Here is a 22,308-nt window from a genome sequence, read left to right on the forward strand (position 1 = left end):
CAGCTGAACCGGAAATATTATGGCGGCTTGCACAATAGCGGCAAGTCTGCATCTGAATACGGAATATTATTCATGAAATTATCGCATCTCGCGCTGTCTACAGCGCTCTCATTCTATGCCCTTCCTGCCCTTGCCGAAGAAGCGGATGACGAGAACCAGACCATCATCGTCACCGCCAGCACCCAATCGGATGAAGCCGAAGTCAGGGCCAATCAAACGCCTGGCGGCACCGATATTATTCGCCACGAAGATTATGCCGATAAATCATTAATGTCCCTTCGCGACACGCTCGCCTTTTCTCCCGGTGTGTATCTCCAGCCGCGCTATGGTCAGGAAGTGCGCATTTCCATTCGCGGCTCTGGCCTGTCGCGCGGTTATCACATGCGCGGCCTCACGCTGTTGCAGGACGGTATCCCGATCAACCTTGCCGATGACAATGGCGATTTTCAGGAGCTGGAGCCGATATTTTTCGACCATCTTGAAGTCTATCGCGGGTCCAACGCGCTGCGCTTCGGTTCCGGCACATTGGGTGGTGCTATTAACGGCGTAACACCAACCGGCCGCACTTCAGAAGGCATATATGTGCGCGGAGATGTCGGCAGTTTCGATACCTATCGCGGCCTTGTCTCCGCAGGCATAGCATCGGACCGGGTTGATGCTTGGGCCGCGATCAGCACCGATACATCGGAAGGAGACCGGGAACATTCCGACCGCAGCTCGCTGCGCTTTCATGGCAATGTCGGCCTGATCCTGACCGACACTATCAGCACACGCTTTTACGGCAGCTATAATAATATCGACCAAGAGATTCCCGGCGCGCTTACGCAGGAACAGGCACTTACGGACCCTAACGAAGCCAGTCCCAGCACAATCGCTGGCGACAATGCCCGTGACATTGATTCCATACGTCTGCAAAATCGAACCAGCTTTGATTTTGGCGGCGCCAAACTGGATGTCGGGGCATTTTTGAACGTCAAATCCCTCTACCACCCCATTTTTCAGGTGATTGATCAGAAATCCAATGATCGCGGCGTTTTTGCGCGGCTCGATTATGAAGCGGGGCCATTTTCATTCACTTTGGGCGGCGAAAACCGCTTTGGCGATGTAAAATCCAAACGCTTCGTCAATCTGGCCGGTGACCGCGGCGCCCTGACATTTGAAGCGGATATGGATGCACGCACGACCAGCCTCTATGGTGAGGTGCGTTATCATCCTGTTGATAAGCTTTCTCTGATCGTGGGCGGCATTTATACTGATGGTTATCGCAAGCAACGCGCCTTGTTTAACCGCTTTGCCGGAGGCGCGCAGGAAGTCACGGGACGGGCGAGTTTTGATGAATTCTCTCCCAAATTCGGTATCCTCTATGAGGCGACCCCTGACATAGAATTTTACGCCAACTATAGCCGTTCTGCTGAATTTCCCGGATTTATCGAGCTATCACAAATTGCGAGTTTTGTGCCGGTTGAGGCTCAAACTGCGTGGACCGGCGAAATTGGTACGCGCGGCACAGTCGGGATCGCCAGTTGGGATGTCTCGCTATACCGGTCGGAAATTAAGGGGGAGTTGTTGCAATTTAAAGTGGCACAGGATGTTCCCGCGTCCACATTTAATGCAGAGGATACCTTGCATCAGGGCATAGAGGCAGCACTAACATTGGAACCGCTTCCATGGCTGCGTATCCGGCAGGTCTATCAATATTCTGATTTCCGGTTTCAGGATGACGCGCAATATGGCGACAACCGGCTGCCCGTCGTGCCGCGCCACGTCTATCGCGGCGAGATTCGCCTCGGTACCGACGCCATGCATATTGCCCCCCATATTGAATGGATGCCGCAAGGCGCGTTTGCCGACTATCAAAATTCGGTCCGGACCAAAGGCTATGCTTTGTTGGGCGTAACGGCTGGTGCGAAACTGACCGATAGCATCGACCTGTTTCTTGATGCACGAAACTTGACCGGCAAAAAAGCCATTGGTGACATCAGCGCCGTCATTGATGCGACGGCAGTTGATGCAATAACGGGGCAATTACCTTCCATTTATAATCCGGTGGAGCGCCGAGCTATATTTGGCGGCATCAGGGCACGCTTTTAATGAATGCCATCACGAGTGAGGGGGCGCCGCAATATGGCGCCCTCTATCGCACAATCTGGCGTTGGCATTTTTATGCCGGACTATTTGTCATCCCGTTCATTCTGATATTGTCGGTGACCGGCGGCATTTATCTGTTCAAGCCGCAATTGGATCGCTGGCAGGAAAGTGAATGGACGGAGCTGGCCGCCAATAATGCGGTATCCCCCGATGCCCAAGTCAACGCCGCACTCGCCGCTTCCCCCGGCGCAAGCTTTCACAATTACCGCCTGCCCCAAGATTCCGGTGATGCCGCGCTTATACATGTCGGGCTCGCCAATGACGCGGGCATGCGGGACATTTATGTCTCTCCGCAAGGGGACGTGTTAGCGATCATCAATCCGGATGACCGGATCAGTGCCTTTATCGCAAATATCCACGGCTCTCTTTTGCTTGGAAAAGCGGGCAGCCTTTTAGTTGAACTGGCGGCCAGTTGGACCATTGTGATGATATTGACCGGCCTTTATCTTTGGTGGCCGCGCGGGACCGGGCTTGCGGGTGTCATATGGCCGAGGTGGAGCCTACGGGGGCGCGGTTTCTTACGCGACCTACACGCGGTCACCGGATTTTGGGTTGCCGGACTGGCACTGGTCACACTCGCCAGCGGCCTGCCCTGGACTGAGGCTTGGGGTGCAGCCTTTCGCACGGTTCGCGCGGAAATGGGTTGGAATGACGGCCCGCAAAACTGGAAAGGCGGCGGCGATCTGCATGCTGCCCATGACCATGATAAGATGATGGCCGCAAAGCCGTATAGCGCTCTAACGGCCGCTCCTTCGAGCGCCATTACGCTCAGCGATATTGTCAAAAAGGCACAAGCGGAAAATATGCCGCATCCTGCGATCATCATGCCGCCCGGTGCCCCTGCTCGGTTCGGCCCGCCCAATGGCAATGCATGGAAACTAACCAGCGAAGCACAGAACCGGCCGCTTATCCGCGCGGTCAGCTATGACCCCGCAAGCGGCGCGATAGTGAGCCGTGAGGAATTTGCCGACAAACATATTATCGATAAGGTGATTAATTACGGCATAGCTTGGCACGAAGGGCAATTATTCGGCTGGATCAACCAGTTCGTCGGGGTGCTCATAGCGCTGATGTTAATAGCGCTATGCGCGACGTCCATCACCATCTGGTGGAAACGCAAACCGGCAAAGGGGCTCGGCGCACCTTCTGTACCGAAACCGCCTGCCAAGCAACGCACAGCAGTGTTTTTACTCGGCGCTCTGGCACTATTTCTCCCTATGCTTCTGGCATCGATCATCCTCATTCTGGTGGTCGAAACAATCGGTAAATTTATTGGGAAGAAAATAGCGGTCAGCTGAAACCTGAAGGGAATGACAACGCACAAATTGAAAGAATATATCCGTGACAAGTTTCACCTAAAGTCGATTCAGATATTGCGCCTCGTGGATGGGTCGGGCAAAAGCGCGCTAAGCATATTATTTACTGCGTATAAGAAATGGACATAGAAACATGGCGCTCGACGGACAATTGGTTTGCATTTTTGGCGGCGGCGGTTTTCTCGGTCGATATATATCGCAGCAGCTTCTAGCGCGCGGTGCACGAGTTCGTATCGCCGAACGAGACCCCAAAAACGCGATGCACATCAAACCGCTTGGCAATTTAGGGCAAACCCAATTTGCCAGCGCCGATGTGACAAAAAAGGACAGCGTCGTGCGCGCCTTGCATGATTGTGACGCTGTGATCAATCTGGTCGGCATATTGGATGGTGATTTTGATAATGTGCATGTGACAGGCGCGCGTAATATTGCCGAAGCGGCCGCAGAGGCCGGGTGCAAAGCGCTTATCCAAATATCTGCGATTGGCGCTGATACCGCATCTCCATCGCGCTATGGCCGGAGCAAAGGGGAAGCAGAAGCGGCGGTATTAGAGGCTTTTTCTAGTGCAATCATCATGCGCCCCTCGATTGTGTTCGGACGCGAAGACCAGTTTATCAACCGCTTTGCCGGGTTGATCCGGATGCTGCCCATCGTACCGATTATTGGCAGCGACACAAAATTTCAGCCCGTCTTTGTCGGCGATGTGGCGAAGGCTGTGGCCGCAGCGCTTGAAACTCCATCGCAATATGCCGGTCAGATATTTGAGCTTGGCGGACCAGAAGTTATCACCATGGGTAATCTCAACCGCCGGATAGCAGCAATGATCCAGCGTGATCGTAGCTTCATTGAAGTTCCTGATTTTGTCGCAAGACTCATGGCAACCTTCACCGGATTTCTACCCGGAGCGCCGATAACATCCGATCAATATAAGATGCTGCAAAAAGATAATATCGTTTCGGAAAACAGACGGGGGCTAAAAGCTTTTGGCGTTGCGGCGACACCGCTAGCCAGTGTCGCGCGCGGATGGATGGAAAAATATATCGCCCATGGCCGCTTTGGAACACGGGCCAAAGCTGGCTGATATTATACGCTTTTAAAAGAAGAGCAGCAGCGCCGCGCCCATAGCTACACGGTAAACAACAAATACCATCATCGATGCGTTTCGCAGGAACTTCATAAGGAAGGTCATTGTTGCGAAAGCCGCGACAAAGGTCAGCGTGCCGGTTATCAATGCTTCTTTCAGCAATTCACTGCTGGCGCCCATTAGATCTGGTATGATCAAAATACCCGCACCGGCGACAGCGGGTATCGACAGCAAAAATGAAAATCGCGCTGATTCTACACGGCTATAACCCAGGAAACGTGCCGCGGACATGGTAATACCGGAACGGCTGGTACCGGGGATGAGCGCAAGCGCCTGAGCCAGACCGACAATTATGCCGTCTTTCAAGCTCATATCTTCAAACGATTTAACCTGCGCCCCAACCCGGTCTGCAATGCCCAAAAGCACGCCGTAGATGATCAGGTTAATGCCTACCAAAGTAGTGCTGCGAAACCCTTCGAGATAGCCGCCGGTTTTCAAGAATAGCCCAAAGATAACGGCAGGAATTGTTCCAATGATAATCCACCAGAGCAGTCGCCGCTCCGCATCTGCTTTGCCAATGCCGATGGTAGCTAAGCCGCCCTTGCCAAGCGCCATCACATCTTTGAAGAAATAGGTGATAATCGCTAATAACGATCCGACATGTACGGCTATGTCGATCATCGGACCTTGATCCGCGTAGCCGGTGAAAACCGGGAGCAAGATCAGGTGTCCGGAGGAAGAAATCGGCAAAAATTCGGTAACGCCTTGCACAATCGCCAGGAGCAGCATTTGAATAAATGTCATGATGGGATCCGGAAAGATTTTAGGAATTTCGCTTATAGAAGCGACATTCTTCTTTGTCGTCGAGAATTTTAGGTCCGATACAATACTATTATTATCGAGTGAGCAGAATGGGGCATCGATATTGACTCGTCATCCCTTCATAAAGGTCATAGTTAATGTCCTTTTAAACTATTTTTGCGTGACTCTTCCCGCCGTTTCGACTATCTCGAACCCATAAGCCCGGTCAAAAGGGCATGGTCACCATAATCGAAAAACACAAGAAGCGAGCAATCTGCATGCCAAAAGGCACGAAAAAATTAGATATGTTGCAATTTGTCGATGTCGGGCAAACTTATCCAGAAAAACGGGCGCCAGGTTTGCGCGCCGAAGATTTTCAGGAAATTGCCGACCGCTATGCGCCCGAAAAAGCTGCGGAACAGGCCGCGCGCTGCTCTCAATGCGGCGTGCCCTATTGCTCGACCCATTGTCCGCTCCATAATCATATTCCGGACTGGCTGCGCTTAACCGCAGAAGGCCGTGTTCGCGAAGCGTATGAAATGTCGAACCTGACATCGACCATGCCCGAAATTTGTGGGCGTATCTGTCCTCAGGACCGCTTATGCGAAGGCAATTGCGTCATTGAATTTTCCGGTCATGGGGCAGTGACCATCGGTGCGGTGGAAAAATATATTACCGATACCGCATGGGAAGAAGGTTGGGTCGAACCGCTGGCCCCCGGAGCATCGCGCGGCCAGTCCGTCGGCATTATCGGCGCAGGCCCAGCGGGCCTCACCGCCGCGGAATATTTGCGGGTCGCGGGATATGATGTGCACATTTATGACCGCCATGACCGTGCTGGCGGATTGCTGACTTATGGTATTCCCGGCTTCAAGCTGGAAAAAGAAGTGATCATGCGGCGGGTTCAACGTCTGAAAGACGGCGGCATCCATTTCCATGAAAATTTCGAAGTCGGCAAAGATGCAACTCTGGACGCACTGCGCACCAAACACGACGCAATATTGATCGCGACCGGCGTTTATAAAGCACGCGAAATTAAGATGCCGGGCGTAGGCGCTACTGGCGTAGAGGAAGCGCTGGAATTTCTCACAGCATCAAACCGGAAAAGCTTTGGTGATGATGTACCGGAGTTTGATAACGGCCGGTACAATGCGAAAGGCAAAAATGTTGTCGTGATAGGCGGCGGCGATACCGCCATGGACTGCGTACGCACCTCCATTCGCCAAGGCGCGAAATCGGTAAAATGCCTTTATCGCCGTGACCGCGCCAATATGCCCGGTTCACAGAATGAAGTGAAAAATGCCGAAGAAGAAGGCGTTGAATTTGTCTGGCTATCGGCCCCGAAGGCGATTGAAGGCACCGAACATGTAACTGCAGTAAAGGCAACCGAGATGCGGCTCGGCGCGCCGGATGCGAGTGGCCGCCGCGCGCCAGAGGTTCAGCCCGACAGCGAGTTTACGCTGGAAGCAGATCTCGTAATCAAGGCCCTTGGCTTTGATGCAGAAGAACTTCCGCACCTGTTTGAATCTCCCGATCTGAGTGTGACTCGTTGGGGAACATTGCGGATCGATCATAAATCCATGATGACCAATCTCGACGGTGTATTTGCCGCTGGTGATATTGTTCGCGGTGCCAGTCTGGTCGTTTGGGGCATTCGTGATGGCCGCGATGTGACAGAGCATATGCACAAATTTCTGCGCGAAAAAGCGCGAGCAGAGAAACAAGCCGCCTAAACCACCGCTGTTTCACAATATTGAAATGAAAATATCATGACTTACTATTATCCAACGCCTGAACATAAACGCATCGCGGAAACCGGCATGTACCGGCCCGAATTTGAATCCGATGCTTGCGGTGTCGGATTAGTCGCAGCGACCGATGGCAAACCATCGCGCCGGGTCGTGTCTTCGGCTATTAATGCGCTGAAAGCAGTATGGCATCGCGGCGCTGTTGATGCGGACGGGAAGACGGGCGATGGTGCCGGACTGCATGTAGATTTGCCTGCACGGTTTTTTGACGATGCGATTGCCGATAGCGGGCATAATGTCCTACCCAATCGCCTCGCCGTCGGTATGATTTTTCTGCCCCGTACAGATTTAAACGCACAGGAAACCTGTCGGACAATCGTTGAAGCGGAAATCATCGAATCCGGTTATAAAATCTATGGTTGGCGGCAAGTCCCCGTTGATGTGTCTGTTATCGGAACGAAAGCACAAAATACCCGGCCCGAAATTGAACAGATCATGATCGCAGGCCCATTGCCAGACCGCCAGAGTATCGAGGAGTTTGAAAAAAATCTCTATCTGATCCGCCGCCGGATCGAGAAAAAGGCCATTGCCGCGCAGATTCAGGATTTTTATATCTGCAGCCTGTCCTGTCGCTCGATCATCTATAAAGGTCTGTTTCTCGCTGAATCCCTTTCGGTATTTTATCCCGATCTGACCGATGAGCGATTTGAAAGCCGCGTTGCGATTTTCCACCAGCGCTATTCGACCAATACATTTCCCCAATGGTGGCTAGCGCAGCCTTTTCGGACCTTAGCCCATAATGGCGAAATCAACACAATCCGGGGCAATAAAAACTGGATGAAAAGCCACGAGATTAAAATGGCTAGTCTCGCCTTTGGTGACCATTCCGAAGATATTAAACCCGTAATCCCGGCGGGTGCATCTGACACGGCTGCCCTTGATGCGGTATTTGAAACAATCTGCCGCTCCGGCCGTGATGCACCGACGGCAAAGCTCATGCTGGTTCCGGAAGCGTGGCAAAATGACGAAGATCTCGATCCGGCGCATAAAGCCATGTATGAATATATGGCCAGCGTTATGGAGCCATGGGATGGCCCCGCTGCTCTTGCCATGACGGACGGGCGCTGGGCCGTGGCTGGGGTGGACCGCAATGCGCTTCGGCCGCTGCGCTATTCGCTAACCAACGACAATCTGCTAATCATCGGATCGGAAACCGGCATGGTCGTGGTTCCCGAAAGCCAGATTATCAAGAAAGGCCGGCTCGGCCCCGGACAGATGATCGCAGTGGACCTTCAGGAAGGCGCCGTCTTCACCGACAAGGAAATCAAAGACAAGATCGCATCAGAGGAACCCTATCCCGATCTGGTCAAAGGTTTCCTTACCGAAGCGGACCTGCCATCTGCGCCGGAAGGTTCAGGCATAAATTTTTCAAAAGAAGAACTGATCCGGCGGCAAACCGCAGCAGGACATACTCTGGAAGATATGGAAGTCATCCTCGCGCCTATGGTTGAAGATGCCAAGGAAGCGATCGGCTCAATGGGCGATGACACACCGCTCGCTGTCATCAGCCTGAAACCGCGACAGATCAGCCATTTTTTCCGGCAAAATTTTTCACAAGTGACCAACCCGCCGATAGACAGCCTGCGCGAGCGCCATGTCATGAGTTTGCGGACGCGCTTTGCTAACCTCGCCAATATTTTGGAAAAAGACAGCCAGAATGAAGATGTCATGGTTCTCGAGAGCCCTGTGCTGAGCTGTGAGTTGTGGGAACAGTTGAAGGCCGGGTTCGGAAATGCGGTTGCAGTAATTGACTGCACCATGTCCAACAGCGGCGGCGCGATCGAGATACGCGATGCCATCAAGCGGATACGCGACGAAGCGGAGCAGGCCGTACGTGAAGGCAAGACAGAAATTTTCCTGACTGACGAAAATATTGATGAAGATCATATGGCGATCAGCATGATCATCGCTACCGCCGCCGTGCACACTCATTTGGTGCGCAAAGGTCTGCGCGCATACGCGTCAATCAATGTCCGAGCGGCTGAATGTCTCGACACCCATTGCTATGCCGTATTAATCGGTGTCGGCGCGACGACAGTAAATGCTTATCTATCCGAAGCCGCGATTGCGGACCGCCATCGGCGCGGCCTTTTCGATGGCCTGTCTCTTGAGGAATGTATCGCGCGCCATAAGAAAGCGGTCGATGATGGCTTGCTGAAAATCATGTCCAAAATGGGCATTGCCGTGATCTCAAGCTATCGTGGCGGCTATAATTTTGAGGCGGTGGGCCTGTCGCGCGCTTTATGCAATGACCTATTCCCCGGCATGCCGACCAAGATTTCCGGCGAAGGCTATGCCTCGCTGTTTATCAACGCACAGGATAAACACGAGGCGGCGTTTGAGCCGGCTGTTGTGCGCTTGCCTGTCGGCGGTTTCTACAAACAGCGCGATGGTGGAGAGGCCCATGCCTATAGCGCCCACCTGATGCATTTGCTCCAAAGCGCAGTTGCGCATGACAGCTATTCCTCTTACCTGCAATTCTCGCAAGGGGTGCGCGAGCTGGAACCTATTTATCTGCGCGACCTGATGGAATTTAACTACGCGCCCGAGCCGATTCCGATCGACGAAGTAGAAGCGATTACTGAAATTCGGAAACGTTTCAATACGCCGGGCATGTCTCTAGGCGCACTCAGCCCAGAGGCCCATGAAACACTGGCCATTGCCATGAACCGGATCGGCGCGAAATCGGTTTCCGGCGAAGGCGGGGAAGAGAAACGCCGCTACACCCCATTTGAAAATGGCGACAATGCGTCGAGCCCAATTAAACAGGTCGCATCCGGCCGCTTTGGCGTGACCGCAGAATATCTCGGTGCCTGTGAAGAGGTCGAAATCAAGGTCGCACAAGGTGCAAAGCCCGGCGAGGGCGGGCAGCTTCCCGGCTTTAAAGTTACCGAATTTATTGCCACACTGCGCCATTCGACGCCGGGTGTCACGTTGATCAGTCCGCCGCCGCATCACGATATCTATTCAATCGAGGATCTGGCACAGCTTATTTACGATCTTAAACAGATCAACCCCCGTGCGCGCGTCTGCGTTAAGCTGGTTTCCGGAGCGGGCATTGGCACTATTGCAGCAGGCGTTGCCAAGGCACATGCAGATGTAATCCTGATTTCCGGCAATACCGGCGGGACTGGCGCATCGCCGCAAACGAGCATTAAATTCGCTGGCACCCCGTGGGAAATGGGTCTGACCGAAGCCAATCAGGTGCTCACCCTCAATGGCCTGCGCCATCGGGTGAAGCTGCGTACTGATGGCGGCCTGAAAACCGGCCGCGATATTGTGATTGCGGCGATTTTGGGCGCAGAGGAATATGGACTAGGTACGCTGAGCCTGGTTGCCATGGGCTGTATCATGGTCCGGCAATGCCATTCCAACACCTGCCCCGTCGGTGTCTGTGTGCAGGATGACAAACTGCGAGAGAAATTTACCGGCACGCCAGAAAAAGTCATCAACCTGATGACCTATATGGCCGAGGAAGTGCGCGAGATCTTGGCACGCCTCGGCTTCCGTTCTCTAGAGGAAATTATCGGACGCACCGAATTGCTGCGTCAGGTCAGCCGGGGAGCCGAGCATCTTGACGATCTCGATCTCAACCCGATCCTTGCCAAAGTGGACGCTCCAGATACGCAGCGGACATTTAACCTGCCAACCCACCGCAATGAAGTACCTGACAGTCTCGATGCACAGATGATCGCGGATGCGCAGCCCGTATTTGAGCGCCGTGAAAAAATGCAGCTCACCTATACGGTCCGCAATACCCACCGCGCCGTTGGCACACGTTTCTCGGCCGAGGTTACAGCCAAATATGGCATGTCCACGCTCAACGAAGATCATGTCCATGTGCGATTGCGCGGGTCCGCCGGGCAATCGCTTGGCGCGTTTCTCTGTCAGGGAATCACGCTGGAAGTATTTGGTGATGCGAATGATTATGTCGGCAAAGGTTTATCCGGCGGCAAGATTGTCGTCCGCCCCATGGTCAGCTCACCCCTCGACAGCAAGTTCAATACGATTATTGGCAACACCGTGCTCTATGGCGCGACGGCGGGTCAACTTTATGCAGCCGGTCAGGCGGGCGAGCGGTTCGCAGTTCGCAACTCGGGCGCCAATGTTGTGGTCGAAGGCTGCGGTGCCAATGGCTGTGAATATATGACCGGCGGCAATGCCGTAATATTGGGCGCGGTCGGTAATAATTTTGGCGCGGGCATGACCGGCGGCATGGCGTTCATCCTCGATCTCGAACGCAATTTTGAAACCCACGCCAATCCCGAAAGCATTGTCTGGCAAAGGCTGGATAGTGACTATTGGGAACAGCATCTCAAATCCCTAGTCGAAGCGCATCATAGGACTACAGATAGCAAATGGTCCGAAACGATTCTGCGCGATTGGGACCGCTGGCGCGAACGGTTCTGGCAAGTCTGTCCGAAAGAGATGGTCCATAGAATCGAATATCCGTTGTCGGATAAGGAAGCGATTGAGGCCGCAGAATAAGCTATCGGCACAGCCGGGCCAAAAGGAAGGCAGAGAAAAATGATCACACCCAATTATCTCGAATTGAAAGCCGGTGATCTCGGCGTTAGCAAAGCCTTTTACGAGAAGGCCTTTGGCTTTCCTTTTACCGACTATGGTCCGGAATATGCCGCTGTTGAAGGCGGACCGGTCCAGATTGGTCTTGCCTCCGGGACCGAACCAGCTGCCCCCATGCCAACCTTTGAAACAGATGATCTAGAGTCTGCACTTACGCAGGTCAAAGCGGCGCAGGGTGAAATCGTCAAAGAAATCTTCGCCTACCCCGGCGGTCGGCGGTTTGAATGTCTCGACCCTTCGGGCAACCGGTTGGCGGTTTATCAAACAGAGTGAACGCGGCCTCATGCGCCCGTTACATCTATTTACCATCCTCTCTGCTAAACTTTGCGGCGGTTCAGCTTTGGCTCAGACCCGCCTTGCTAGATATGTCTTAACGACAAATATCTAGGAGACTTTCATGCGACAATTTCTTGCCCTTCCCCTTTTGGCAATATCGCTAGGCGTCACCACTTCGGCCTCCGCTCAGGACCAAGACGCGAACTCCAAAATTATTGAGAAACTGGATGATCCCGCTTTTCAGGACAGCATGATTGCAATGATGTCCGGTTTCATGACCGCAATGATGGACTTACCTATTGGCCAATTCGCAGCCGTCATAGAGAAATCTATGCCTGAAACAATAGACAAGGGTGACAGCTTTTCTCATATCGATCCCGATTCGACTTTGGGTGATCTTGCGCGTGATAATGATCCCAATTTCGATTCCAATATGGAAGAAAAGATGCGCGCCGGCACGGCAATGATGGGGATTATGGCAAACGAATTTGGTGCATTACTCCCGCAGCTCAAGGCCATGGGCGAGAAGATGAAGCGCCGGATGGGTGACCTCGAATAACCACCACAAATGACCAGCTTCATATCTGCTGATCGTCTATTCACGCTTTAGCGCATCAATCCTCTTCCCCCACAGAGGATTCCCGATTAACAGCAATATTATGTGGCAGTTATTCCAATTTCCTCTTTGTCCGTTTTCGCGCAAAGTCCGCCTTTTGATGGGCGAGAAGTCCGTCGGCTATGAGCTGGTGCGCGAATCGCCATGGGACCAGCGGGATGAATTTTTGGATATGAATCCAGCTGGCCGCACGCCCGTCATGCGTCATGATCAGCGGGATATAATATTGGTCGATAGCGTGGCCATCTGCGAATATATCGAAGAGACAGTCGAAAAAAGCCCGATGATCAACGGCACGGCGACCAACCGCGCAGAGATTCGCCGACTCGTCGCCTGGTTTGACGAACAATTTTACGGTGATGTTACCGCACCGATGCTGTACGAACGGATGCACAAACGGATTGTCCATCGGGCACCACCCGATGCCAAAGTGCTGCGGGAAGCCATGCGGCGCGCCAATGTCCATCTCGATTATATAGATTATCTAATTGATCATCGCAGCTGGCTGGCTGGCGCAACCATGAGCCTTGCCGATTTAACCGCTGCAGCCCAGATTTCAGTCGCAGATTATCTCGGCGGGATTGACTGGACGGGACATGAGCAGACCAAAGCATGGTATGCGATGTTCAAATCGCGGCCTTCTTTCCGGCCCTTATTGTCCGAGCGCATGGAAATCGTTGCTCCGCCGTCGCATTATGAAAAAGTCGATTTCTAGGTAATTTGTCGTAGCGATTCTTATGGTCAGGCATCAGGTTAACAGATCGGCCGCAAGGGCTTTAGTTTAACGACTTGATCATCTGCACCTTGTCCATACCGGGTGCAAAACCGTCTTTTTCAACCTCTACGACAACAAAACCGAGGCGGACAAAAAATGGTGCAACAATCTGGGTGGTGAACAATTCCACTTCCGAGAAACCACGTGCCTCTTCGATCGCCTGTAATCGATATTCGGCAAGCAGGCGCCCCAGGCCTTTGCCGTGACAGGTCTGGTCCACCATGCCCCAAGTAAAACGCGCCTGTCCGCGATCTTCCTTCGAAAAACCACCGCAACCAATCACGGCGCCATCCTCCTCCAGAATAAAATATTCTCCGCCCGGGCTGTCCAGAAAAGTGGCAAAACCGGCGCGTTCGGTGGCATCAAAAAAAACCGGGACATTGCTATCAAATAAGGCAAGACAGGCTTTTTTGTCAGCAACCATATAGGCCCGAACCTCAGCCATCAGGCTTTAACAACCGTCATTAGATAGTTGAGCGAAAGATTGTCGGACAGCGCAAAGCCTTTGGCTGGGCCGTAAGATAAGCCAATTGTATCGATCACTTGCAGACCCGCCTCGTCGAGTAATTTCTCAAGCTCATCGGGTGTAAAAAACTGGTCGTGATGATGCGTTCCCTTGGGAATCTGGCCTGTCATTTCAGCCAGATCAACCAACATCAGTTTCGACATCGCAGTGCGATTCGGGGTAGAAATAATCATCAAGCCGTCATCGGCAAGCGCATGGGCCAAGCCCGCGACAAAGCTCTTCCTATCATCGACATGTTCGATCACTTCAAGCGACGTCACCAAATCAAATCCGGTCCCGTCAAAATTCTCGATTCCGATATTCCGATAATCAATATCCAGCCGCCGAGGTTCGGCATGGGCTTTGGCCACCGCAATATTTTCAGGAGCGGCATCAAGGCCAGTCACACGCGCGCCCATGCGAGCCAAAGGCTCACAAACCAGCCCTGCGCCGCAACCGACATCCAGCGCGCGCTTGCCCGCCAAGGGTTTCAAACTGGCCATGTCGGAACCGAAATGCAGGTCAATGGCATCCCTTATGTAAGTGAGCCGAACCGGATTAAGCTTGTGGAGCATGGCAGATGAGCCATTTGGATCCCACCATTCCGCCGCTAATGCGCCGAAATGCGCTGCTTCTTCGGGATTTATCGTTCCCTTGGCTTCAGATGTAACCGGCTTGGAAGTTTCAATATTGCTGATGCTTGCGTTTGTCATAACGTCTCTTTATCACATCCCACGCGTCGCGTTCAGACCCTTTTTCAACAGAAAGACAGATAACAGACAACATGGCACGAATAGTGATGAAATTTGGCGGCACGTCTATGGCGGGAATCGAGCGTATCCGCAGAGTTGCGCAGATCGTCAAGCAACAGGCCGATGCAGGACATGAAGTCGCCGTCGTGGTGTCTGCCATGGCGGGCGATACGGATCGGCTAGTCAATTTCTGCCGCGAAGCCAGCTCGCTATATGATGCGGCCGAATATGATGTGGTTGTGGCCAGCGGTGAACAGGTGACTTCAGGCCTGCTTGCCATCGCTCTGCAATCGTTGGGCGCCAAAGCACGCAGCTGGCTCGGTTGGCAAATGCCGATCCGCACCGTCGAAGCGCATAGCAAGGCACGGATTGAAACCATTGATGCAGAGGCTCTCACCGCGTCCATGCAAAGCGGTGAAATTGCGATTATTCCCGGCTTTCAGGGCATTAGCGAAGATGGCCGGATCACAACGCTAGGCCGTGGTGGTTCAGACACCAGCGCAGTAGCCATTGCCGCAGCCGTTAAAGCGGATCGCTGTGACATTTATACCGATGTCGACGGCGTATATACGACCGACCCGCGCGTCGTGACCCGTGCGCGCAAACTCAAAACCGTTACTTTTGAGGAAATGCTGGAGCTTGCGAGCGTTGGAGCAAAAGTATTGCAGACCCGCTCGGTTGGTCTCGCAATGAAAGAAAATGTTCGTATTCAGGTGCTGTCATCTTTTACCGAAGATGGTGCGCCCTGTGCTGATGAATTACCCGGAACGATGATTGTCAGCGAAAGTGAAATGGAGAGAAGTGATATGGAGCGTCAGCTAATAACCGGCATTGCCCATGATAAGAATGAATCCAAGATTACCCTCACCCGTGTACCGGACAAACCGGGCGCCGTGGCGAACATATTCGGGCCGCTAGCCGAGGCCGCGATTAATGTCGATATGATCATTCAGAATGTAGGCCGCGAGAAAGGTGAAACCGACGTTACCTTCACCGCGCCGACCAGTGATCTCGACCACATCATGCAGGTTCTTGAAAAAGCGAAAGACAGCATCGGTTATAACCGGGTGATTTCCGATTCAAATGTAGCAAAAATATCCGTAGTCGGCGTCGGTATGAAAAGCCATGCAGGTGTCGCCTCGACTATGTTTAAATCACTCGCCGACCGCGGCGTCAATATTCAGGCAATTACCACTTCAGAAATCAAGGTAAGCGTGCTGATCGAGGAAGACTACACCGAGCTGGCGCTGAGAGTCCTGCACACCGCCTACGGCCTGGATGCAGAGGATGCGGCTTAGACTATTCCTATCGTCGCCCTGAACCTGTTTCGGTAGGGCGAAACATCGAAAGAATTATATGACACAATCCAAACTCTCCGTTCTCATGCAGCGCGGCAAAGATCTTCTGGGCAGCGAAACCGCGATTATGTGCGGCGCAATGAGTTGGGTTTCAGAGCGTAATCTGGTCAGCGCGATTTCCAATGCAGGCGGCTTTGGTGTCATAGCCTGCGGTGCGATGACGCCGGAATTGCTCGACACAGAGATTACCGAGACCAAGAAGCTGACGACAAAGCCATTTGGCGTCAACTTGATCACCATGCATCCTGATCTAATGAAGCTAATCGAAGTTTGCGGCAAACATAACGTCAGCCATGTCGTGCTGGCTGGCGGTCTTCCGCCCAAGGGCAGTTTGGAAGCGATCAAAGAAACGGGCGCGAAAGTAATCTGCTTTGCCCCCGCCATGGCGCTGGCCAAGAAATTCATACGCTCCGGCGTCGATGCAATTGTCATCGAAGGCATGGAAGCGGGCGGCCATATCGGGCCTGTCTCCACCTCTGTCCTCGCGCAAGAAATTCTTCCCGAAATCGCCGATCAATTGCCGGTATTTGTTGCGGGCGGTATTGCCCGCGGCGAAGCCATTGCCAGCTATCTTGAAATGGGTGCCAGCGGTGTCCAGCTGGGCACTCGCTTTGTTTGCGCCCATGAATCTATTGCCCATCCCAATTTCAAAAAGGCCTTTATTCGCGGCAATGCCCGCGATGCCGTGACGAGCGTTCAAGTCGATCCGCGCCTACCGGTCATTCCGGTACGCGCCTTGAAAAACAAAGGCACCGAAGAATTTACCCGCAAGCAGATTGAAGTTGCGAAGCTTCTGGACGCCGGCGAAATTGAAATGGGCGAAGCGCAATTGCTCATCGAACATTTCTGGGCCGGGGCACTGCGCAAGGCTGTGATTGACGGCGATGTCGAAAACGGCTCCGTCATGGCCGGGCAATCAGTCGGTATGGTAAAGGCAGAGGAAAGCGTGGCGGATATTATCAAGACGCTGACCGACGAAGCAGAAGCAGCACTGGCGCGTTAGAATTTACTGCGGACTTGCAAAGGTTTAAACGCAAAGTACGGGCCTATCTGTCTTGCCTAAATAACACAGCCTAGGCATAGTCGGACCATGACAGATACTGCTCCTTCTCTCGATCCGCTTGCCCAGATGGAGCATGACAAGACACGCGGATATAATCAGGGCCTGACGCCGCTTCATCCGCCCCAAAAGTCGTTGATCCGTTTAAATATCGGAATACGAGCGGTCATATTAATTATAGCGGCGATGGTCATTGAGTTCGGTATCCGTAATGAGCTGCCTTTGGCCGCCGGAACCATCATTGGCCCAGTTACAGCGATCGCCCTGTTCCTATTTACGTTTCTACCCGGTCGTATTTACCGCCGCTGGGGTTATGATATCGGTCCCGAAGGACAAGATGACCAATTGCGCGTGTTGCGCGGCTTTATGTGGCGGATGGATACAATCGTTCCGTTTAACCGCATTCAACATATTGATGTTGCCCAAGGACCATTGCAGCGGGTTTTCGGGCTGTCGACCCTGATCGTGCACACAGCGGGAACGCATAATAGTATTGTAGCTTTACCTGGCCTCAGCACCCCGGATGCAGAAGCCATGCGGGAGACGATCAAGGGCCATATCCGTCAAGACATGATATGAACGATACATCCTTGATATCAGCGCGGGCCGAAGATCCTATCGCGAACGATATTGTTCGGTTCCAGCGGCTCCACCCGCTCAGCATCATTTTGAAATCCGTTACGGCTATCGGACAAAATCTGATCGCTATCGGTGTGCTTTATTTTAGCGTTTTTGATCAGAATATCATTTATACCGGTCTGGCGGCCTTTGCGCTGTTGGCATTTATCATAGGCATCACTGCGCTAATATGGTCTCGCTTCACCTACCATATCGGGCCAAAGGAAATCCGCATCAAAAGCGGCGTGCTTCGCCGCAATAATCGCTCGATACCGTTTGACCGGATTCAGGATGTCAGCGTCGAACAAAAACTGATTAGCCGGATATTGGGCCTTGCGACGGTAAAATTGGAAACCGGCGCATCCGTCGGCGAAGATGGCAAACTGGACGCATTGGCTCTCGCCGATGCGGAAGCACTGAGGGATATCGTGCGGGACTTTAAATCCGGCGCAATCCAGAATCAAACGAATAGCCCCGAACCATATCTTCAACATCCCGATCAGGATGAACGCCCCCCGCTATTTGCCATGGACAACCGGCGGATATTTATTGCCGGACTGTTCAACTTCTCCTTCGTGCTGCTAGCGATTTTAGCGGCCATCGCGCAAAATCTCGACTTTCTATTGCCAGATGAGTTTTTCAACCCGTGGTATTGGGCCAAGCAGGTTGGCGAACAGAATATTATCAACGGCCTTAGCTCTTCGGCCCAAATTGCCGGAGCGATCGGGGCGCTGGTATCACTTATTGCAGTCGGCATGAGCAGCGGCATCATCCGTACGTTCATCCGGGAATATGGCTTTCGCCTTGACCGCGTCGATACAGGTCAGGCCGGTTTCCGACGGCGGCGGGGTTTGTTCACACTCACCGACATGGTCATGCCCATCCATCGGGTACAGGCTGCGATCCTCAGTACCGGACCAATCCGCAAGTGGTTCGGCTGGTACCATTTGAAATTCCAGTCGCTTGCCAGTGACGGCAGCGGAGAGAGCGACCATAGCGCCGCACCCTGCGCGCAAATAGAGGAAATCGCGCCGGTATTGGCAGAGACACATATCGCCAATGTCACACCGGATCTAGAATTTCATAGCGTAAGTCCCGCCTTCTGGTGGCGCGATGTGGTTTTCATAGCGCTCTTGCTGGGAGCCGTGGCGGTCGGCACAGGGCTATTTATCTATCCGTCCCTATTTTGGCTGGTAGCGCTGGCGATACCGGTCAGTACGGTGAAATTCCTGAACTGGCGTCATCATCAATATGCGCTAACCAACACTCAGATTTTCGTGCGTGCAGGCTGGTGGCGGCGCAAGCTGACCATCCTACCAATCCGCAAGATTCAAAGCGTCGATATCGGGCAGTCACCGCTGGACCATCCCCTTGAACTTGCGACAATTACCATCGGCATAGCCGGCGGATCAGCAATGGGTCCCCTTAAGATTAATGACATCCCGATAAGCACCGCGATGGCGTTGCGGGCGAAACTGCTTTGATTAGGACTAGCAATCAAGGCGCTTGACAGCAGCGGTTGAATATTCTCGATAGTTGCAACGGATATTTATTTGCAGGAGAGCAATATGCGCCGAGGACATTTTATAACATTGGTTTCATTAACGGCGCTGGTCATCAGCGCTCCCGTCCGCGCGCAAGAAGACACCAACGACACATCATCTGAGCTGCATCAAATTATCGACGATTATTGGGCCTATAATCTGCAACAATATCCTGAATTTGCATCATCGTTAGGCGTCGAAGACCCGGTTGGCCGGATAAGCGATGCCAGTCTTGAGGCCGAGGACAAGCGAGTCGCGAAAGCTTCGATCTGGTTGAAACAACTGGACAAAATTGACCAAAATAGACTGTCTGAAGATGATAAAACCAATTTCGGAATCCTTTATCGCACGCTCGCGGAACAAGTCGAAGCCAACAGCTATGGCCAACGCACGATCAACTTTACCAATCGCAGCGGCTGGCATCAAAATTTCGCTAGCATGCAAAATAACCTTCCGTTTCGAAATGCACAGGATTACCAGACCTACGTCAACCGTCTGAAACAATATGGCAGCATCCATAGCCAATCCATCGCAGTTGCCAATCAGGCGTTGCTAGGCGGCTATGTCCAGCCCTGTGTCTCCATGGTCGGTTATGAGACCAGCATATCGGGACTCATAACCGATGACCCAAAAGAGTCGCGGTTCTTTGAACCGTTTACACGCAACAAACCGGAAGGCATTGACCAAGCAGCTTTCGACAGGCTCGCCGCCGATGCGGCCAAAGCAATTGAAACCGTCATCAAGCCAGCGTTAACACAGCATTTGGATTGGTATACGAAAAAATATGCGCCCAAATGCGCGACTAAGCCGGGTGTTTCCGCTCAGCCCGGTGGCGGCAAATATTATGATTTCCGTATCCGCCAGATGACGACAACCAAAAAGACCGCGGACGAAATTCACAATATCGGATTGTCTGAAGTTGCCCGAATCCGCGCAGAAATGGTTAAGGTCGCCAAGCAGGCAGGGTTCAATTCGCGCGAAGCGTTTATTCAGGACCTGCGTACCAATCCGCAATATTATGCCAAGACTCCGGAAGAGCTAATGGAAAAAGTCGCGCGGGTGACGAAAACCATTGATGGGAAAATGCCGTCCCTCATCGGCAGGCTTGCCCGGCTTCCATATGGGATCAAAGAAATACCCGCGGAAACGGCAGAAGGCACAACGACTGCTTATTATAATCCCGGCTCCCCTGATGTTGGAATTGCCGGTTATTATTATGTGAACACATCAAAACTCGACCAGCGCCCTTTTTGGGAAATACCCGCATTGAGCGTCCATGAAGCGGTACCGGGCCATCATCAGCAAATTGCACTGCAGCAAGAACTGGATATGCCTGATTTCCGCAAATATGGTGCATTTTTCACGGCCTTCGTAGAAGGATGGGGTCTTTATTCGGAACGGCTCGGGACAGAAATGGGGCTCTATGATACCCCTGCAAAAGATATGGGGCGATTATCCTATGAGATGTGGCGGGCCTGCCGCTTGGTAGTCGATACCGGCATCCATTCCAAAGGCTGGAGCAAGCAACGCGCGATCGACTTTATGACCGACAATACCGCACTCAGCCCTGCAAATATCGAGGCAGAAGTGAACCGCTATATCAGCTGGCCGGGTCAAGCATTGGCCTATAAAATGGGCGAGCTTAAAATTCGCGAACTGCGCACCAAAGCTACTGAGACATTAGGTGCAAAATTTAATCTGCGCGAATTTCATGACGTTGTGCTGGGTCAAGGCGCTGTCCCATTGGACATGCTGGAAGCGCAAGTAAACCGCTGGGTTGAGAGCAAAAAAGCGAGCTAGCTTACCCGCCTTTATCGTTATGGTGGGTTATTCGTCATCCTCAGGATCAATGGATGGAACTTCATCCGCCCCCGGAGGCACGGCCAAATTATTTCCAGCGCGCGTTTCCATTTTCTGAGCTTCCAAAGCTTCGATATCGCGCGCTTCCAAACGATCACGCGCTTCAGCTGCTCCGGCTTCGCGGGCTTCGCGCTGGGCTTCGATTTCGCGCAAACGCTCTTCCACCGCTTCGGATTCCCCATCAATCCGGGCGAGCCGTTTCTGACGTTCTTCCTCAATCAACTGGCCCCAATTGACGGTATCGTCCTGCCCTTTCTCGGCGTAGGCCTGCTTCAACAATTGTTGGGTACATCCGGTAAAACCGCCAGCACCAGAGGGTGAACAGCTGTTCGTGCCGCTTTTCCCGACATATTCGTAAGAGCGCACACGCTCTGACCAGGCTTGGTTTTTCGCATCACTGGGGCTGCCACCGCGCAACGTTTCAGGAATCCGATAACGATCAGATTCAGCTTTACGGGCGCAGACTACAATCTCCCCATCAGAGCTTTGCGGGCAGGGATCATCGCCATAAATGACCAGTTGATTGACCCGGTCGCCGGCCTCATCCTGAGCCAAAACTGGTGAAGCGAATAAACCACCTGCGAGAAGCAAGCTTGCGGAGAGTAGAGCAGTCTTTTTCATATTTTTTCCTTTGCCATCGCCAGAATGAACCGGCGCTGAAGGCTGAAACCGGGATTAAATTCGTTTTGAAAGTCCGATGGCCAGCTTGCACCCCAGCCGAATGACGGCACTTAACACAGGATAGCCCGGTACATCTTCCGCACCCGAATCAATTGCTGTTTGCTTATGCTGCAGTTCCTCTTCACGAAACTCCGCAATCTTACTGAGCAAGACAGGTTCATCTTCCGAAGCCAGCTGTTCCAACTGCCCCTGATAATGCAGGTCAATTTCGGTTTCGACAGCCGCAGTACAAGCCATGGCAGCGCGCGGCCCCATCATCGCCGTTCCTGCGCCAAGTGCATAGCCTGCCACTTGCCAAAATGGCTGCAACAGGGTCGGCCTAACATTGCGCTCCACAATCATACGGTCAAACGCGTCAAGATGCCGTTGTTCCTGCTCCGCCATATGGTGAATGGCGCTGCTGTCAGGGCCATCATCACCCATAACGGCGAGCTGACCCTTATAGATTTGCGCCGCGCCATATTCACCGGCCTGATTGACCCGAATCATGGAGGCGATATCCGCTTTGGTTTTTCCTAAAGC

Annotated in this window: 18 protein-coding genes; 13 read left to right on the forward strand and 5 right to left on the reverse strand. The window is 52.9% G+C overall.

The features are described from left to right. The first annotated feature begins 72 nt into the window (after positions 1-72). The 3 genes from V7676_RS05780 to V7676_RS05790 all read left to right on the forward strand — a co-directional run bounded on the left by V7676_RS05780 (position 73) and on the right by V7676_RS05790 (position 4,545). Positions 73-2,091, forward strand: coding sequence for a TonB-dependent receptor family protein (locus tag V7676_RS05780; protein ID WP_335658688.1), 2,019 nt, complete (start codon positions 73-75; stop codon positions 2,089-2,091). Then, positions 2,091-3,446 carry a PepSY-associated TM helix domain-containing protein gene (locus tag V7676_RS05785; protein WP_335658689.1) on the forward strand — a complete coding sequence of 452 codons (1,356 nt, stop codon included), beginning with the start codon at positions 2,091-2,093 and terminating at the stop codon, positions 3,444-3,446. The genes V7676_RS05780 and V7676_RS05785 overlap by 1 nt, the downstream gene beginning before the upstream one ends. A gap of 151 nt (positions 3,447-3,597) precedes the next feature. Beyond that, positions 3,598-4,545: a complex I NDUFA9 subunit family protein gene (locus V7676_RS05790; RefSeq protein ID WP_335658690.1), complete on the forward strand. Its 948-nt coding sequence runs from the start codon at positions 3,598-3,600 to the stop codon at positions 4,543-4,545. A gap of 12 nt (positions 4,546-4,557) precedes the next feature. Here V7676_RS05790 and V7676_RS05795 read toward each other — a convergent pair whose 3' ends face one another. Next, positions 4,558-5,352: an undecaprenyl-diphosphate phosphatase gene (locus V7676_RS05795; RefSeq protein ID WP_335658691.1), complete on the reverse strand. Its 795-nt coding sequence runs from the start codon at positions 5,350-5,352 to the stop codon at positions 4,558-4,560. A 275-nt stretch (positions 5,353-5,627) separates the two neighbouring features. Between V7676_RS05795 and V7676_RS05800 the strand changes: the two genes are divergently transcribed. From V7676_RS05800 to V7676_RS05820, 5 genes are all read left to right on the forward strand, one after another. Then, entirely contained in the window at positions 5,628-7,082 is a 1,455-nt protein-coding gene (locus V7676_RS05800) for an NAD(P)-dependent oxidoreductase (RefSeq protein ID WP_335658692.1), read from the forward strand. A 36-nt stretch (positions 7,083-7,118) separates the two neighbouring features. Then, positions 7,119-11,645 carry a glutamate synthase large subunit gene (gltB, locus tag V7676_RS05805; RefSeq protein ID WP_335658693.1) on the forward strand — a complete coding sequence of 1,509 codons (4,527 nt, stop codon included), beginning with the start codon at positions 7,119-7,121 and terminating at the stop codon, positions 11,643-11,645. A gap of 39 nt (positions 11,646-11,684) precedes the next feature. Beyond that, positions 11,685-12,014: a VOC family protein gene (locus V7676_RS05810; protein WP_335658694.1), complete on the forward strand. Its 330-nt coding sequence runs from the start codon at positions 11,685-11,687 to the stop codon at positions 12,012-12,014. 124 nt (positions 12,015-12,138) lie between these two features. Next, the gene (locus V7676_RS05815; protein WP_335658695.1) at positions 12,139-12,576 is read left to right on the forward strand and encodes a hypothetical protein; all 438 of its coding nucleotides are present in this window, start codon (positions 12,139-12,141) and stop codon (positions 12,574-12,576) included. A gap of 100 nt (positions 12,577-12,676) precedes the next feature. Further along, a complete protein-coding gene (locus tag V7676_RS05820; RefSeq protein WP_335658696.1) occupies positions 12,677-13,348 on the forward strand; it encodes a glutathione S-transferase family protein in 672 nt (223 codons plus the stop codon). Positions 13,349-13,409: 61 nt separating this feature from the next. On the opposite strand, the gene V7676_RS05825 is transcribed toward V7676_RS05820, so the two are convergent. After that, positions 13,410-13,853, reverse strand: a complete 444-nt coding sequence (locus V7676_RS05825) for a GNAT family N-acetyltransferase (RefSeq protein ID WP_335658697.1) — start codon at positions 13,851-13,853, stop codon at positions 13,410-13,412. After that, positions 13,853-14,626 carry a bifunctional 2-polyprenyl-6-hydroxyphenol methylase/3-demethylubiquinol 3-O-methyltransferase UbiG gene (ubiG, locus tag V7676_RS05830; protein ID WP_335658698.1) on the reverse strand — a complete coding sequence of 258 codons (774 nt, stop codon included), beginning with the start codon at positions 14,624-14,626 and terminating at the stop codon, positions 13,853-13,855. Before ubiG ends, V7676_RS05825 begins: the two co-directional genes overlap by 1 nt. A gap of 71 nt (positions 14,627-14,697) precedes the next feature. Between ubiG and V7676_RS05835 the strand changes: the two genes are divergently transcribed. The 5 genes from V7676_RS05835 (at position 14,698) to V7676_RS05855 (ending at position 21,045) form a co-directional block, all read left to right on the forward strand. Next, the gene (locus V7676_RS05835; protein ID WP_335658699.1) at positions 14,698-15,963 is read left to right on the forward strand and encodes an aspartate kinase; all 1,266 of its coding nucleotides are present in this window, start codon (positions 14,698-14,700) and stop codon (positions 15,961-15,963) included. A 58-nt stretch (positions 15,964-16,021) separates the two neighbouring features. After that, positions 16,022-17,026 carry an NAD(P)H-dependent flavin oxidoreductase gene (locus V7676_RS05840; protein ID WP_335658700.1) on the forward strand — a complete coding sequence of 335 codons (1,005 nt, stop codon included), beginning with the start codon at positions 16,022-16,024 and terminating at the stop codon, positions 17,024-17,026. An 87-nt stretch (positions 17,027-17,113) separates the two neighbouring features. Beyond that, positions 17,114-17,662, forward strand: a complete 549-nt coding sequence (locus V7676_RS05845) for a PH domain-containing protein (protein WP_335658701.1) — start codon at positions 17,114-17,116, stop codon at positions 17,660-17,662. After that, positions 17,659-19,185 carry a PH domain-containing protein gene (locus V7676_RS05850; RefSeq protein ID WP_335658702.1) on the forward strand — a complete coding sequence of 509 codons (1,527 nt, stop codon included), beginning with the start codon at positions 17,659-17,661 and terminating at the stop codon, positions 19,183-19,185. Before V7676_RS05845 ends, V7676_RS05850 begins: the two co-directional genes overlap by 4 nt. 84 nt (positions 19,186-19,269) lie before the next feature. Continuing rightward, the gene (locus V7676_RS05855) at positions 19,270-21,045 is read left to right on the forward strand and encodes a DUF885 domain-containing protein (protein ID WP_335658703.1); all 1,776 of its coding nucleotides are present in this window, start codon (positions 19,270-19,272) and stop codon (positions 21,043-21,045) included. Positions 21,046-21,072: 27 nt separating this feature from the next. On the opposite strand, the gene V7676_RS05860 is transcribed toward V7676_RS05855, so the two are convergent. Further along, positions 21,073-21,726, reverse strand: a complete 654-nt coding sequence (locus tag V7676_RS05860) for a hypothetical protein (protein ID WP_335658704.1) — start codon at positions 21,724-21,726, stop codon at positions 21,073-21,075. 54 nt (positions 21,727-21,780) lie between these two features. Continuing rightward, a complete protein-coding gene (locus V7676_RS05865) occupies positions 21,781-22,275 on the reverse strand; it encodes a demethoxyubiquinone hydroxylase family protein (protein ID WP_335658915.1) in 495 nt (164 codons plus the stop codon). Positions 22,276-22,308 lie beyond the last annotated feature (33 nt).

Origin of the sequence: Parasphingorhabdus sp. (assembly GCF_036963805.1) — a bacterium.
Classification (GTDB): Bacteria; Pseudomonadota; Alphaproteobacteria; order Sphingomonadales; family Sphingomonadaceae; genus Parasphingorhabdus.

Coding starts and splice junctions, on each gene's coding strand:
- V7676_RS05780 (WP_335658688.1), top strand. CDS start 73: ATGAAATTATCGCATCTCGCGCTGTCTACAGCGCTCTCATTCTATGCC.
- V7676_RS05785 (WP_335658689.1), top strand. CDS start 2,091: ATGAATGCCATCACGAGTGAGGGGGCGCCGCAATATGGCGCCCTCTAT.
- V7676_RS05790 (WP_335658690.1), top strand. CDS start 3,598: ATGGCGCTCGACGGACAATTGGTTTGCATTTTTGGCGGCGGCGGTTTT.
- V7676_RS05795 (WP_335658691.1), bottom strand. CDS start 5,352: ATGACATTTATTCAAATGCTGCTCCTGGCGATTGTGCAAGGCGTTACC.
- V7676_RS05800 (WP_335658692.1), top strand. CDS start 5,628: ATGCCAAAAGGCACGAAAAAATTAGATATGTTGCAATTTGTCGATGTC.
- gltB (WP_335658693.1), top strand. CDS start 7,119: ATGACTTACTATTATCCAACGCCTGAACATAAACGCATCGCGGAAACC.
- V7676_RS05810 (WP_335658694.1), top strand. CDS start 11,685: ATGATCACACCCAATTATCTCGAATTGAAAGCCGGTGATCTCGGCGTT.
- V7676_RS05815 (WP_335658695.1), top strand. CDS start 12,139: ATGCGACAATTTCTTGCCCTTCCCCTTTTGGCAATATCGCTAGGCGTC.
- V7676_RS05820 (WP_335658696.1), top strand. CDS start 12,677: ATGTGGCAGTTATTCCAATTTCCTCTTTGTCCGTTTTCGCGCAAAGTC.
- V7676_RS05825 (WP_335658697.1), bottom strand. CDS start 13,853: ATGGCTGAGGTTCGGGCCTATATGGTTGCTGACAAAAAAGCCTGTCTT.
- ubiG (WP_335658698.1), bottom strand. CDS start 14,626: ATGACAAACGCAAGCATCAGCAATATTGAAACTTCCAAGCCGGTTACA.
- V7676_RS05835 (WP_335658699.1), top strand. CDS start 14,698: ATGGCACGAATAGTGATGAAATTTGGCGGCACGTCTATGGCGGGAATC.
- V7676_RS05840 (WP_335658700.1), top strand. CDS start 16,022: ATGACACAATCCAAACTCTCCGTTCTCATGCAGCGCGGCAAAGATCTT.
- V7676_RS05845 (WP_335658701.1), top strand. CDS start 17,114: ATGACAGATACTGCTCCTTCTCTCGATCCGCTTGCCCAGATGGAGCAT.
- V7676_RS05850 (WP_335658702.1), top strand. CDS start 17,659: ATGAACGATACATCCTTGATATCAGCGCGGGCCGAAGATCCTATCGCG.
- V7676_RS05855 (WP_335658703.1), top strand. CDS start 19,270: ATGCGCCGAGGACATTTTATAACATTGGTTTCATTAACGGCGCTGGTC.
- V7676_RS05860 (WP_335658704.1), bottom strand. CDS start 21,726: ATGAAAAAGACTGCTCTACTCTCCGCAAGCTTGCTTCTCGCAGGTGGT.
- V7676_RS05865 (WP_335658915.1), bottom strand. CDS start 22,275: ATGATTCGGGTCAATCAGGCCGGTGAATATGGCGCGGCGCAAATCTAT.